Origin of the sequence: Bacillus sp. C30, from assembly GCF_040838255.1 — a bacterium.
Lineage (GTDB): Bacteria > Bacillota > Bacilli > Bacillales > Bacillaceae_G > Bacillus_A > Bacillus_A mycoides.
Window position 1 is genome coordinate 1 of record NZ_JBFPJH010000075.1, and the last position, 14,056, is coordinate 14,056.

Annotated in this window: 15 protein-coding genes; 5 read left to right on the forward strand and 10 right to left on the reverse strand. The window is 36.8% G+C overall.

What is annotated here, in order from left to right; translation table 11 throughout:
- Positions 1-376: 376 nt before the first annotated feature.
- The 3 genes from AB3X49_RS10040 to AB3X49_RS10050 all read right to left on the reverse strand — a co-directional run bounded on the left by AB3X49_RS10040 (position 377) and on the right by AB3X49_RS10050 (position 2,432).
- Entirely contained in the window at positions 377-1,270 is an 894-nt protein-coding gene (locus AB3X49_RS10040; protein ID WP_002011359.1) for a ClpXP adapter SpxH family protein, read from the reverse strand.
- Positions 1,270-1,668 (reverse strand): globin domain-containing protein, encoded by a 399-nt coding sequence (locus AB3X49_RS10045; protein WP_000043388.1) that lies wholly within the window; start codon positions 1,666-1,668, stop codon positions 1,270-1,272. The genes AB3X49_RS10040 and AB3X49_RS10045 overlap by 1 nt, the downstream gene beginning before the upstream one ends.
- 185 nt (positions 1,669-1,853) lie before the next feature.
- A complete protein-coding gene (locus tag AB3X49_RS10050; RefSeq protein ID WP_002064261.1) occupies positions 1,854-2,432 on the reverse strand; it encodes a CYTH domain-containing protein in 579 nt (192 codons plus the stop codon).
- 144 nt (positions 2,433-2,576) lie between these two features.
- Between AB3X49_RS10050 and AB3X49_RS10055 the strand changes: the two genes are divergently transcribed.
- From AB3X49_RS10055 to AB3X49_RS10070, 4 genes are read left to right on the forward strand one after another with little or no spacing between them, the layout of a single operon-like run.
- Positions 2,577-2,948 (forward strand): UPF0738 family protein, encoded by a 372-nt coding sequence (locus AB3X49_RS10055; protein WP_002011362.1) that lies wholly within the window; start codon positions 2,577-2,579, stop codon positions 2,946-2,948.
- Positions 2,949-2,978: 30 nt separating this feature from the next.
- Entirely contained in the window at positions 2,979-3,617 is a 639-nt protein-coding gene (gene yjbM / locus AB3X49_RS10060) for a GTP diphosphokinase (protein ID WP_002125951.1), read from the forward strand.
- An 18-nt stretch (positions 3,618-3,635) separates the two neighbouring features.
- Entirely contained in the window at positions 3,636-4,433 is a 798-nt protein-coding gene (locus AB3X49_RS10065; RefSeq protein WP_367961826.1) for an NAD kinase, read from the forward strand.
- Positions 4,434-4,448: 15 nt separating this feature from the next.
- Entirely contained in the window at positions 4,449-5,342 is an 894-nt protein-coding gene (locus AB3X49_RS10070; protein ID WP_002134973.1) for an RluA family pseudouridine synthase, read from the forward strand.
- Positions 5,343-5,387: 45 nt separating this feature from the next.
- Here AB3X49_RS10070 and AB3X49_RS10075 read toward each other — a convergent pair whose 3' ends face one another.
- The 7 genes from AB3X49_RS10075 to AB3X49_RS10105 all read right to left on the reverse strand — a co-directional run bounded on the left by AB3X49_RS10075 (position 5,388) and on the right by AB3X49_RS10105 (position 12,807).
- Positions 5,388-6,782: a peptidase G2 autoproteolytic cleavage domain-containing protein gene (locus AB3X49_RS10075; RefSeq protein WP_215574587.1), complete on the reverse strand. Its 1,395-nt coding sequence runs from the start codon at positions 6,780-6,782 to the stop codon at positions 5,388-5,390.
- 223 nt (positions 6,783-7,005) lie between these two features.
- Positions 7,006-7,746 (reverse strand): bis(5'-nucleosyl)-tetraphosphatase PrpE, encoded by a 741-nt coding sequence (prpE, locus tag AB3X49_RS10080; RefSeq protein ID WP_016093071.1) that lies wholly within the window; start codon positions 7,744-7,746, stop codon positions 7,006-7,008.
- Between the two features lie 79 nt (positions 7,747-7,825).
- Complete coding sequence (locus AB3X49_RS10085; RefSeq protein WP_002030401.1) at positions 7,826-8,986, reverse strand: FtsW/RodA/SpoVE family cell cycle protein; 1,161 nt, start codon at positions 8,984-8,986, stop codon at positions 7,826-7,828.
- Positions 8,987-9,116: 130 nt separating this feature from the next.
- Complete coding sequence (locus tag AB3X49_RS10090; RefSeq protein ID WP_002064268.1) at positions 9,117-10,043, reverse strand: glycosyltransferase family 2 protein; 927 nt, start codon at positions 10,041-10,043, stop codon at positions 9,117-9,119.
- 6 nt (positions 10,044-10,049) lie between these two features.
- On the reverse strand, positions 10,050-10,808 hold the full coding sequence (locus AB3X49_RS10095; RefSeq protein WP_002030399.1) for a class I SAM-dependent methyltransferase: 759 nt from the start codon (positions 10,806-10,808) through the stop codon (positions 10,050-10,052).
- Positions 10,809-11,032: 224 nt separating this feature from the next.
- On the reverse strand, positions 11,033-11,878 hold the full coding sequence (locus tag AB3X49_RS10100; RefSeq protein ID WP_002064272.1) for a TylF/MycF family methyltransferase: 846 nt from the start codon (positions 11,876-11,878) through the stop codon (positions 11,033-11,035).
- Positions 11,879-12,000: 122 nt separating this feature from the next.
- Positions 12,001-12,807 (reverse strand): BclA C-terminal domain-containing protein, encoded by an 807-nt coding sequence (locus AB3X49_RS10105; protein ID WP_367961831.1) that lies wholly within the window; start codon positions 12,805-12,807, stop codon positions 12,001-12,003.
- A 165-nt stretch (positions 12,808-12,972) separates the two neighbouring features.
- Here AB3X49_RS10105 and AB3X49_RS10110 point away from each other — a divergent pair.
- Positions 12,973-14,056 (forward strand): glycosyltransferase (locus AB3X49_RS10110; protein ID WP_367961833.1); only part of this gene is annotated, 1,084 nt, incomplete at its 3' end.

Consider the following 14,056-nt stretch of genomic DNA (forward strand, 5'->3'; position numbering starts at 1 on the left):
GTTGAAATAAGAGACAGCGATGACGATAACTCCGAATAAAAGAGGAAAGGCAATAATTTTAGGGAAAGCTTGTAATAGAGAGAGGATATACAAGAAAAAAGAAACAATAACACATAGAAAGATAAGAAAAATATGAGATTTTTTCATAAGGAAACCTCCTAAATTGCTTTTTTTATAGCTTATTCAAGAATGAAAACGTTTAGAATGTGACAAAAATGTGAAATTCGACAAAAGGGGTTGTCATCTGACGTCGAATATTGTAATATAATAAGCGTGAACGAATTCACATACAAACATATACCCCTTTGTTTGAACGTGAAAATTTCTCCCATCCCCTTTAATATTTTTATAAGCCGTAAAGAAAAAGACCTGGTCTTTACACCAGGTCTTTTTCTTTTGCTATCCATTTCCAATAACGCTCGCACTTCACTTCAATCATTTGTACTTTTCGTTTTAGTTGTAATTTTTTTAGTTCACGCTCTATTTCTTGCTGAGGGCAGTCATATATAAATGAGATTTCCTTTGAAGAAATAAATTGTGTTGCTTCTAGTAATACTTCTAAAGGAGGTAATGGTTCTGGCTCAATTTCGCATTTTACCAGTTCTTTTAATAGCTGTACGTATACATCATAGGAATAAATCCCTGTGATTTTAATACCTTCCTCATCTGAATTTGCATGAAAAAATAGGAGGGAAGGTATTTCTGTAATATGCATCTCATTTGTGAATTTTAGGTCGCATTGGAAAGCTTTTTTTGCGCTAACTGAGTGTAGGTCTTTTTTAAATTCCTCTACATCAATGCCACTATCTTTAGCACATGTAAGCAATAATTCACAGTCAGGGTTTGATACATTTTCAAGAAAAATGTATTCTTGGAGTTTTCGCAAAAACTTCGAACCTGCTTTTCGGCCTTGCAACTCCGCCGCCTTAATTGCCATCGAAACTAAATACGGTGTTGACGACGCCTCTTGCATATGTACTTTTCCATCACATGAAAAACCTTGTAAACTAGTTGTCTTTTCCCACACAAATCGAATATTAGCAGGTTTATTCCATTTGTGTGAGGAAGCGTTTGCCCCGTCCACTTTTCCTGTTACTATATGACGAATAGAGAAGTATTTCCCATACTCAAGCCATAGTTTAATAATAAATGGCTCGATATCCCAGCAATCTTTACAAAGTGGATCAATAAATAAATATGCTTCTACAGATTTATGCTCGCATGTGGAAGGAGAAGGCATATTTATATGCTTTGCTTCCTGCTTATCCATTACACTTCACCTGTTTCATTTGGAGTATTGACCATATGTTGAGCAGTTAATGCTAAACGTTCAAAAACAAACTCTCTTATATGACCGTGCACTCCTGTATCATCCATTGCTTGCTCCATACATGACAGCCAAGCTTCTGCGCGTTTTGGAGTAATCTCAAACGGAAGATGGCGTGCTCTTAGCATAGGATGCCCATGTTCTTCAGTGTATAAATTAGGACCACCTAAATATTGTGTTAAAAATTGTTTCTGCTTCCTAGCAGTTTCTGTTAAATCATCCGGGAAGATCGGAGATAAGTCAGGGTGTTCACTGACATAGGAATAAAATGTATCCACTAATGTTGCAATGCATTGTTCACCGCCGATTGCTTCAAATGGTGTCATCGGTTGCTTGCTCATCCTTTATAAACCCCTTTTTCCATGAAATGTATATCTATTGTAGCAATGGAATGTTATGAAGAGCAACTAAACAGCCTTCATAACATTCTTTGCTTATTCTATATGTTGCTAATAAATCTTTTGCTTTTCAAAAAGGTGAAATGTAGCCGTAAGTACAGCTCTTCTTCACTGATGGAAATTTTACTTTAGCGCTCTTCGTTTTGTTTGGCAAGGAAAAAGCGCTTTACTTTGTTGTTTGTATGACGAACTGGTACGTTATGTTGCTTTAATAACCTTATAAATGCTGCTTTACCGGTCTTTTCATCTTGCACTTCGTATTCAATTTCATAATCATCGTGATTGTAATAGAAACTATGATCAAAGACAAGCGTTCCGCCTTCAAATAATATTTCAGCTCTTTCTGTTGTTAAACTACCCATATAAGTTAAAGAGGAAACGGGAATTTGTAATTTGTGTAGCTGATCCATTACAGTTCCTTGAATGATTGTGTTTGTTTCCATCATAAGTTGTGCTTCTTTTTCTGTTACAGACTGATGAGTTTCTAATAAACCAATTTCAGCAGGTTGTTTTAATGTTAATGTATAAGTTCCATCTTTATGACGAATACGAAGTGCAGAGCCCGTATCTTTTAAAGAGAAGTGAGGCGTTTCAAAGTAGTGATTTACTTGTTTTGTAAATGCTTCAATAGAAAAAGATTTGCATAATGTTTGGAATTCTTCCTCTGTAACCATATTTTTAAATTCAATTTCAATTTCTTGTGTCATTGTATGCGCTCCTTTTGAAAAATAATTGTTTCCACATTATCGCTTTTTCGCAAATTTGGTTCAATGTTTTATTTGTTTGCGTCCATGTTATGATACAATAATACTGTTAAGTAAGACAGGAAGTTGAGATGGAGGAGTTCGAGTATGCAAAATAAAATTCAAGTTAAGAGCGTAGAAACGAGAGAGAATGCGCTTATTTTTTGTGCGGAAAATACTGAAATAGAGGTAAAGGAGTTAAGTGCGCGTAATCACGTACTTGTAGACTCAGACAATTTATCATTTTTATATATCTTAGAAAATGAATCATCTTTCATTTATGTAAGTATTCCGCATACATGCTGGGAAGCAATGCATGAAGCGATGAATAAAGATACAGCGATGTTTATTCGCGTGAATGATGTTGAAATAGAATTAGAAGGATTAAAAGAAGAAGTAGAATATTTAGTTGAAAATATTGAAGGTAATGCAAATTACGGAGAAGAACTAGTAACTGCTGTAGAAAAAGTGTTTCTATAAGCAAATGGATTGATTTTGGTGGTGGTTGAAATGAATCGTAATTGGGAAGAATTTTTAGCACCGTATCACCAAGCGGTGGCGGAGCTGAAAGTGAAACTAAAAGGAATGCGTACTCAATTTGCAATGTTAACGGAGCATTCTCCAATTGAGTTTGTAACAGGAAGGGTAAAGTCGGTTGCAAGTATTATTGATAAAGCGGAGAAGAGAAATGTACCGCTAGACCGAATTAGAGAAGATATGCAGGACATCGCGGGCCTTCGAATGATGTGTCAATTCGTAGATGAGATTAAGCCTGTTGTAGAATATCTTCGAAAACGAAATGATTTTGACATTGTAGAAGAACGTGATTATGTAACGCAAAAGAAAGATAGCGGCTATCGCTCTTACCACGTTGTCATTAGTTATCCTGTTCAAACGATACAGGGGGAGAAAAAAGTGTTAGTTGAAATTCAAATTCGCACGTTAGCAATGAATTTTTGGGCAACGATTGAGCATTCTTTAAATTACAAATATAGTGGACGTTTTCCTGAAGATATTAAAATACGCTTACAACGTGCAGCGGAAGCGGCGTTTTTATTAGATGAAGAAATGTCTTCCATTCGTCTTGAAATTCAAGAAGCGCAAAAGGTCTTTTCACGAAAGCAGGAAACGAAAGATTCTGAATCATAAACTAAAGGGTGTTGGGCGATGAAATTTACAATTATGTCAAAGGGAGATCAATCATCAGATACACTAGCAAGTACGATGAAAGAATACTTGTTAGATTTTGGGTTTACAATGGATGAAAAGGAACCTGATATTGTAATTTCTGTTGGGGGAGATGGAACGCTTTTATATGCATTCCATCGTTACTATAATCGATTAGATGAAACCGCATTTGTTGGTGTACATACAGGGCATTTAGGTTTCTATGCAGATTGGTTACCGACGGAAGTAGAGAAGTTGGTGATTGCAATCGCTAAAACACCGTTCCAAGTGGTTGAATATCCACTTTTAGAAGTGATTATTCGCTATGTGAATGGTAGTAAAGAGTCGCAGTATTTGGCGATGAATGAAGCGACTGTAAAAAGTGCAGAAGGTACATTAGTAACAGAAGTGGAAATACGCGGAGAGTATTTCGAAACGTTTCGCGGAGATGGTCTTTGTATTTCTACTCCTTCAGGAAGTACCGCGTATAATAAGGCGCTTGGCGGAGCAATTATTCACCCTTCTATTGAAGCGATTCAAATTGCAGAAATGGCATCTATCAACAATCGTGTATTTCGTACGGTAGGTTCGCCGCTCGTACTGCCGAAGCATCATACATGCGTTTTAAAGCCGGCTGTAGGAATGAACATGCAAATTACCGTGGATCATTTGACGATGGTTCATCAAGATGTGAAATCAATTCAGTATCGCGTTGCAAACGAGAAAGTACGATTTGTTCGTTTCCGTCCGTTCCCATTCTGGAAACGTGTTCGTGACTCGTTTGTTGCAGATAAATAGAGAGGGTTTATATATTTGAACAGATTTACATTGAAATGGGATATAGGGCTGGCTGAAGAGGGAACTTTAGTTAGAGAATTTTTGAAAACAAAAGGGATTTCGAAAGCTGCTTTAACGGATATAAAGTTCCGCGGGGGAGCAATTGAAGTAAACGGTCAACACACAAGTGTTCGTCACAAGTTACAAGCTGGTGAAGAGTTACAAATCTTTTTTCCAGTGGAGGAAAGAAGTGAAGGGATGGAAGTGGAAGAGATCCCTTTATGTATCGTATATGAAGATGATGCGGTTCTTGTTATAAATAAAGAAGCAAATATGTCGACGATTCCGTCTAGGGAGCACCCGTCAGGAAGTATTGCAAACGCTCTTTTATATCATTATGATAAACAAAATCTTGCAAGTACGGTGCACATTGTGACGAGGTTAGACCGTGATACTTCAGGGCTTATGTTAATTGCGAAAAATAGATTCGTTCACCACCTTTTATCGAAGCAGCATCAACAAAAAGGGGTGAAACGAACGTATGAGGCAATCGTTCATGGGACTATTTTAGAAGAAGTAGGAACGATTGACGCGCCAATCGGACGAAAAGCGGATAGTATTATCGAGCGAACTGTCTGTGAAGATGGTCAAAGAGCTGTTACTCATTTTAGAGTGATGGAGAGTTCTTCCGATAAGACGCATGTAGCGCTTGAGCTCGAGACGGGAAGAACACATCAAATTCGTGTACATATGGCATATATAGGACATCCGCTACTTGGGGATGATCTATACGGTGGCCGAAGAGATGTGATAAAACGTCAAGCGCTGCATAGTACATCTTTGACGTTTTATCATCCTATTTTAGAAAAGGGAATGACTTTTACCGTAAGTATCCCAGAGGATATGCAATACGCTTTACATAACAATTAAAAGGGAACAAAATTCTTATCATAAAAAGAATTTTGTTCCCTTTTTTTAGCGAAATAATATTAAAATTTGATTTTCACCAGTACGTTTTATAACGAAAAAGCCACTTTCAGCTTTTGTGGCAATGCCGTCATCATTTGGACGACAATATCCGTGTGTTTCGCAAGTGCCGTCATCACGTACTAACATTTGTCCAATTAATCCGACAGGAAGCCACTCAGTACGTTCTCTTCTTGATATATACTTACAAGCTGGATCCCATTCTGTATTTAAAAGAGGTCGTATTTCTTGCGTATCCGTACGCGTATATTGACGTTTTCCGAAGCTGTCTGTTTCATAGCGTTTTTGCCAACTTAAAGCACCGCTATTTCCTATGAGAGCAGGAGTAGCGCTGGATATGCCTAATATGAATGTATCATTTGAAGTAGCTTTTCGAATTTTTTCTTCGCTACTAAATGTAATGAAATAGCCGATATCAATAGGGCTATGATCTGCTGCCTCAAACATTTGTGCAAAATCAGTACCACCTGCATTGTAAGAAGCACCATCGATATACATTTCTCCGTTATGGGCAAGCCATTTGGCACCTATATTATAATCAGTGTCATTTGTCCCATTTGCGATAAACCAGGAATAAGCTTCTTCTGCTGTACCAAATTTCCCCATAATATGGCTGCCTGCAAAATTAGCTGTTGATGTATGATTTCCTTCCGCATGAGATGAGAATCCGTTAGCGATAGTTGCGGTTCCTTCTGCATGTGCTGCTTCGCCCAAAGCAATTGCATGTTTTCCTTCTGCATGAGAATAAGAGCCGCCTGCTGTCGTTTCACTTCCTTCGCTATGCGAACTATGTCCAGTTGCCTTTGTTTTTGTCCCTTCTGCATGAGAAAAGGGACCCGTTGCATGTGTAAGAAGCCCTTCTGCATGTGAAGCGATTCCATCAGCTTTAGAGTGAAGTCCTTCTTTATATGCGTGACGAGCTCCTTTGTTATTTTCTTTTTTTATAGGTGTAGGTACAGGAGCCTGAATAGGGGCGGATCTTTCTATTTGTACATCGTTGCCCGAGATTAATGCTTCTTTTATTTTTTTTACTTGATTTATAATAGTAGCTGGAATTTCTGGTTGTACTTTTTCCTTGATTGCTGCAGGAATGTTTTCTTCTATATTTTCTTGTATCTTTTCCGAATTAAGCACAGGTTCATCATTATTAGAAGCGAGCTTCTTTTTTTGTTTTGCTTTTATTTTCCTGCTATCTATAATTCGCCTCATAACAGCATTTTCTAAAGAGATATATTTTTCTCTCGGTTTGCTTTTTTTTGATGACTCTTGTTCTTCTATTTCTTCTATAGCTGCAGCTCGAATACTGCACCAGTTGTTAATTCCATACATGGGATGGTATAAAGGGTGGAATTTTCTTTTTTGTTTAGAAGATTTTTTCTTCATTCCGTCACCTCCTGCGACAGTATATGCCGTGCAATTAAAAAAAGATACACTTTATTGCATCTTTTTTTAATTGCTTTATCTAGTTTTAGTGTGGAATATGTCTAGAAAACACCATGATCCTCTGCAAATCGTGAATTGTATTAAGTAGAGGTATTTATCCCGATTGGTGCGGGCTAATAATCAGTGGGGGATGAACAAAACCCCCACTGATTAAAGTTTCACTTTATGAAATTGGGCGGAACTTTTCAGGGACAAAAGGTAGGGAAGAAGGGACAGAAACGGTCTCCAACTCAGGGTAACGTAGTCCAGTTAGTTTACCACCAAATACAGCACCAGTATCAATATTGACTGTATGATTCACAAAGCGAGGTTCATTGACAGGTGTATGTCCATAAACAATCCATGTTTCACCCTTATACTCTTTCGCCCAATCTCGGCGGACAGGTGAGCCGTCAGGGTGTTTTTCGCCTGTAATATCACCATATAATACAAAGGTTTGTACTTTTTTATCTTGTCTTCCTATGTAATCTTGCCGAATACCAGCGTGACAGACGGTTAATTTTTTTTCATCCAGTATGTGATATAGCGGTGATTGTTCGTAAAGAGTAATGAATTTTTCTTTTATTATTTGTTGCTTATTAGAAGGCAATGCTTCATATTCTGCAACAGTTGTTTCGAGCCCATGAGCGATTGTAACATTACGTCCAAGGAAGAAACGATACAGTTTATTACAGTGATTCCCTGGAGCATAATAAGCATCTTTTCTATTTATTACGAGCTCCCATACAATTTCAATCATCCGTAATGAATGAGGACCTCGGTCTGTAATATCACCAACGAATGCAAGCCTTCGTTTTGCGTTATGAATTGGGATACCACTATCCCAGCTATACCCTAGTTTCGTTGTTAAATCTTGAAACTCTTGGAAGCATCCGTGAATATCACCTATAATGTCATATTTCATATTTAAACCTCCAGCTTATTTTTTCATTAGTATATCTAAAATGGACATAGAAAAAAACCATACCGTTTTTCGATATGGTTCATTTAAACATAAAGATTTTAGTTCTTGAGCGTACGTTTAAAATAAATCCAATAGCAACCATATATGTGAGCAGTGAACTCCCGCCGTAGCTCATAAGCGGTAACGTTATTCCTGTAATAGGGAGTAAACCAATTGTCATCCCAATATTTTGGAATACTTGGAACGTAAACATTCCAATTGTACCAGCACAAATATAACTACCGAAAGGTTCATTGCTTTCTAAAGCGATATGGATCATTCGGTAAATGAGTAAGAAAAAAAATGAAATAATAACACTTGCTCCTAAAAAGCCGAATTGTTCAGCGATATTTGTAAAAATAAAATCTGTATGTGGCTCTGGAAAATATACTTGTCTATTTTCCCATCCTTTTCCTTGCATCTCTCCTGATCCAGTAGCTAAAAATGCTTGTCTTAATTGGTATCCTTGTGCGTCATATTCATAAGGTGCAAGCCAACCATAGAAGCGATTTAATTGATATTCTTTTAGAATGTGCTCTTTAAAGAACTCTGTATGCGTGAAATAAATATATGTTAAGGTAGAGCCTATGGCGAAAATACCGGAGGTTAATCCGAGGATAAAGCGCCAACGTATACCAGAAACTAAAACCATTGTTGCAAGCATCGCTGAAATGACCATTGTGTTTCCTAAATCAGGTTCTTTTGCGATTAGAAGTAGTGGAGGTAAACTAGCTGCAAATATTTTTAAAAGTAAAATGAAATCTTCACGAGTTGTCCGAAAAAGGTATTTTTCATTATGATTCGCTATAATTCGTCCAACGACGATAATCAAAAATAATTTCATAATTTCAGAAGGCTGAAAGTTTCCGATGCCTGGAAGTCTGTACCACGCGGTAGCCCCTTTAATTGTAACGGCGCCAGGAACTTGAAGTTCTAGGCCAATTAGAAGTATGAGTGCAAAGCTATATAAATACCAAGCAATTTGTTTATAGCGATCGAAATCAATAACCATAATAACACCAATGGCGATAAATCCAATGGCATACCATTGGATTTGTTTTAATACAAAATTTACGTTTTGTAAAAATGGTGGTAAAGAAGCTTGTGCACTTGCGATAGCAAAGCAGCTAACAATCCCAATGGCAAATAAAATGAATATTAATATGTAGTCTATTTGATATTGAGTGTTCGGATCTTTCACTGTATGAATTCCTTTCTACTGCTCTCTATATTAGTGGGTTTTAGTTGGTGCATCACATAGTTTAAAAAGAATGTATGAACTATACGCATTATTCACGTAAAGCTCACACATTTTATTTTCGCAGAATAGACTAATGATGTAGCTCTTTTATAATTATGTCCAAACAATGGGAAAGACGTACATGTGCATCTGGAATGAGGTTTGGTAGCTGGCTATAATATTCTAAGGAATTTTTACACCATTTATAAGCGCTAATTAGACCTAGTCTATAATCTGTATTATCTTGTAAAAATCCGTATTCTTTTGAAGTTATAACGAGTTGCGTAAAATCCTCAGATCCTTCAAGGAGCTTGCTGTGTATTTGTTGCCCAGTATGGTAGCGAAATTGGCTTAAAGGTTCGGATATGTATACTGCGTCTCCTTTAGAAAGTAAGGAAATCCATGATGCCATATCGACACTACAAGAATAGTGCCTTCCTTTTAGCGTGCCGAAAGGTTCAGTGAGTAACTGTTTTCTAAACAGAATAGTTGTAGGCTCACCGATAATGTTATGTCCACCTTTTAACATCCAGTCGCCTAAAAATATTCCGTTTAATTGAATGTCTTCGCTATATAATCTTTGTGTTGGATGAGCATCTCCAATTAAATTCCCGTGATCATCAATACGTACTCGATAAGAAGTTATAAGAGCGAGATTTTTATTTGTGTCTTGCTCAAAATAAGCCATCATTTTTTGTATTTTATGATTATAAAACACATCATCGTCCATTAAAAAATTTATATACTCCCCATTAGATTTCTCTAAGAGCATAAGATCGTTATGAAATTGTCCTAAAGTAGTGGTATTTCGAATGTATGTTATGTTTTTATAATTAGGTAAATACTGTTCATTTATTAAGATTTCTGTTTCATCATTTGTACTATCGTCTCCTATAATAATTTCAATGTTTGGATAAGTTTGTGCTAATGCACTTTCTAGAGCAATTTTGAAATAATGTGGTCGATTATAAGTGGGAATAAGGATGGAAACGAGAGGTGACTTTTTTTTATTATTCATACGAAACTACCTTTCAGAAGCTTTTTTTGTAAGAACGATATCTTGATAACTTGTATACTCATTTCTGCCGCACCATAAACCATAATGCGGTTTATTAATTACCTCTAAGCCATGTTTATTTAATAAGGTGCGGATATCTTCTTCAGGATAGGCAACTGCGAAATTAGGAATATCTTTATTCACAACATAACAATTTTCAATTTGATGATAAAAACCTAATGTACTTAGCCCAGAATTTAAGTAATAGGATGATTCAGGGTTAATGAGAAAGAAGGTAATAAAACATCTCCCATCTTTTTTTAGAACACGTACAATCTCAGATACGTAATGTTCTAATTCTTTCGGAAGGAGATGGGTAAATACAGAAGTTAAAAAAATAAAATCGAATGAATCGTCTTCATATGGAAATTTGTATTGAGAAGCATCTTCTTTTCCTTCTGGGTTGTAGAATTGATTATATATATCAACGTGTTCAAAATGGAAATTGCTACGGGCAGTTGAAATATTATTTTTGCACCATGTAATGCCATCTTTAAATAAATCAAATCCATAATAAGCTCCATCATCACCTAGGTAATTCATTAATGGAACCGCCATTCGACCGACACCACAACCTACATCTAACACTGTTTCATTGGATTTTAAACTGCCAATTTGAATAAAATGCTTTATGAATTCTTTTCCAACCTTTTGAAAGTCGCCACCTACATATTGGACGAGTTCGGGAGGTGGGATTAATGCGATTTTTTTTTCAAGCTCGCTCATAATTTCACTCCTTCCTTGTAGTAAATAGGGAACCAACATTTTTAATATGCAGCTAACATTTTATAGTGGGAGGGGAAACGATATTAGAACTGTTGCGATATGTAAAAAGCTCCCTAGAACAACTGGAAATAGTAATGGGAGCTTTTGTTTTTATTTATCATGCTATTGGCGAAGGCTAATAATTAGTGTGAGATGGAGAAACCCTAACTGAATAAAGTTTCGCCCTATTCTTTTCGCCAATAAACCCCGAATACATCAATTTTAGTAATAGGAGCTTTTAAGTTTCTTTGATTTCTAAAGTCTGTCACAGCCTCAGCGCATGGTGGTAGTCCGTAATCATCGATAATTATATAGCCGCCCTTAGAAACTTTATCGTATAAGTTTACGAGACCATCCATCGTTGATTCATACATATCACCGTCAAGGCGAGCAATCGCAATTTTTTCTATCGGTGCTGAGGGTAAAGTATCTTTAAACCAACCTTTTAAAAACTTTACCTGGTCATTTAATAAATCGTATTTTCTAAAGTTTTCTTGTACTTGTTCTAAAGAAACACGTAAATAATCAAAGCTGTGTAAGTAATCGCCGAAATCTCTCGGGTATTGTTCTATATTTGGTGTTGGGAGGCCCTCAAATGAATCGGCAACCCATACATTGCGATCAGTAATGTTGTTTGCTTGTAAAAAACCATTCATAAAAATGCACGATCCCCCGCGCCACACACCTGTTTCAATAAAATCACCTTCTATATTTTCACGGACAACTGTTTCTAATGCTTCATGTAATTGATTCATGCGTTCCCGGCCGATCATACTGTGTGCTGCTCTTGGCCAATCCATTCCGTCTTGACGTTCGCTTTTTAAAACGTTAGGTTTAATAATTTTTAAATTATGATTTTCTGCATATTGTTTAATAAATAAAGGTAGTGGAACTGTAACGGGTTCGTATGGAAGTTCCTTAGATATATGTAACGAAGCAGGTAAATATGGCTCATACTCTAGCCATATTTCAAACAAAATTGTTTTCTTTAACAACTCGAGGTAAAGCTGGACAGCAGATTTATTTTCCATATAGATGCCTCCTGCGAAATGTCATACAACAATATGATTATGTAGGTAGTGAAGGTTTCATGATTGAATTCATAATTGAAAAAGCAGTAAAACTAATATCAGTTTTACTGCTAAGTAAAAAATTAAGCAATTTTTTCAATAATAATTGATGCACTAGTACCAAGAGCTAGCGATAAGCCAAGTCCTGTAACAACTGCTTCAACCATTGATGGAGTTATTGTAATTTGTGTAATCGCTTGGATAACGAGAGGTGCTCCAAGTGAGATTAAACTTGTTCCGGCACCTGGTACATTGACACCGTTAACTTGAATTGCAAGGCTACCTAATACACTTACTAATGCAGTATATGCGATAACAGTAATTTTGTAGAATCCAGTTTCACTTATGATGAAAGTATCGGCATCTAATTGAGAAATTGCTGTACCAAACTGAGATCCAACAGTATTAAATGGTACTGGCTCATTAATTCCAAGAGCTACGCTAATTGTAGCAGAGTTAAATGCGTACAATCCTGCTGGAAGTCCTAATCCAGATGGCCCAGTAGGTCCAGTAGGTCCAGTCGCACCAGTGGCACCAGTGTCTCCAGTAGGCCCAGTAGGTCCAGTTGCGCCAGTGTCTCCAGTAGGCCCAGTAGGTCCAGTCGCGCCAGTTGTACCAGTGTCTCCAGTAGGCCCAGTAGGCCCAGTCGGTCCAGTAGGCCCAGTAGGCCCAGTAGGTCCAGTAGGCCCAGTAGGCCCAGTAGGCCCAGTAGGCCCAGTAGGTACGGTAGGTCCAGTAGGTCCAGTAGGCCCAGTAGGCCCAGTAGGCCCGGTTGGAAGTGTAAACGGTGGTATTGGTGGTAAAGTTGGACCTACAAGATTAGGATCAAATGCACTAGCTGATAAGAATTCATCAGGATTTAAGCCATCTGAATAATTATTATTTGACATAAATTCACCTCCATAAAGCTTTCATTATATAGTAGATGCAAAATCGCAAGAAAATGACACGGACATTTGAATTATTAAAAAGAAATCTTAAATAGCTTGAACAAGTTAAAAAAATGGAAAGTTTATTGTATGTATAACATATGATTGAGTTGGAAGAGGGTGATTATGTTGAACAAGCAAGGAATTACAATTAGTCTATGTATGATTGTTCGCGATGAGGAAAATACAATAGATCGATGTTTGGACGCGGTAGAAAAAATTGTTGATGAAATTATTGTAGTTGATACAGGATCCACTGATCGAACGAAGGAAATTGTAGCAAAATACACTTCTAACATACACGATTTTCCGTGGGTTGATGATTTTGCGGCAGCTAGAAATTTTGCGTTTTCAAAAGCAACGCAAGAATATATATTATGGTTAGATGCTGATGATGTGTTATTAGAGGAAGCTCAAGAATCACTGAAAACATTAAAACGAGAGTTAGATGGTAAAGTTGACGCTGTTTCTATGCCTTATTATCTTGTAATGGATTCTAATGGGAAACCTTTATATTGCACAAGAAGATACCGACTTGTAAAGCGTGAAAAACAATTTCAATGGTTTGGAAAGGTACATGAGTATTTAGCTGTTTCTGGTGAGATTTACAATAGTAATGTCGCTATTACACATAAAAAGGAAAAAGAAGTAACGAATCGTAATTTAAAAATTTTTCAAAATGCTGTAGCAGCTGGAGAAGAATTAAGCTCGAGAGATTTATTTTATTACGGTAATGAATCTATGGATAATCAAAAATATGACGATGCGGTTCTTCTGTATGAAACATTTCTTAATCAAGAGGAAGGATGGCATGAAGAGAAAATTTATGCATGTGGTAAGTTAGGGGATTGTTATGCGAAGTTAGGAGACTGGGAGAAGGCAGTTGAATCTTGTACGAAGTCGTTTCGTTATGGTATTCCTAGAGGAGAGAATTGTACAAGAATAGGATATATATATATGGAACAACAAAAGTATAATGAAGCGATATTTTGGTTTAAGCTAGCAACTGAAGTGCCGCTAGCAGAGGATAGTCCTTTTCACAGTCCGGCTAGTTATACGTGGATTCCATATTTACAAATGTGTATTTGTTATAGCAGATTAGGAGATCAAGATAAAGCTTATTATTATAATGAATTGGCAGCTTCTTATGTTCCGAATAATGCTGCGATTGAATATAACCGTAAATATTTTAGAGGCGTCTATGATAAAC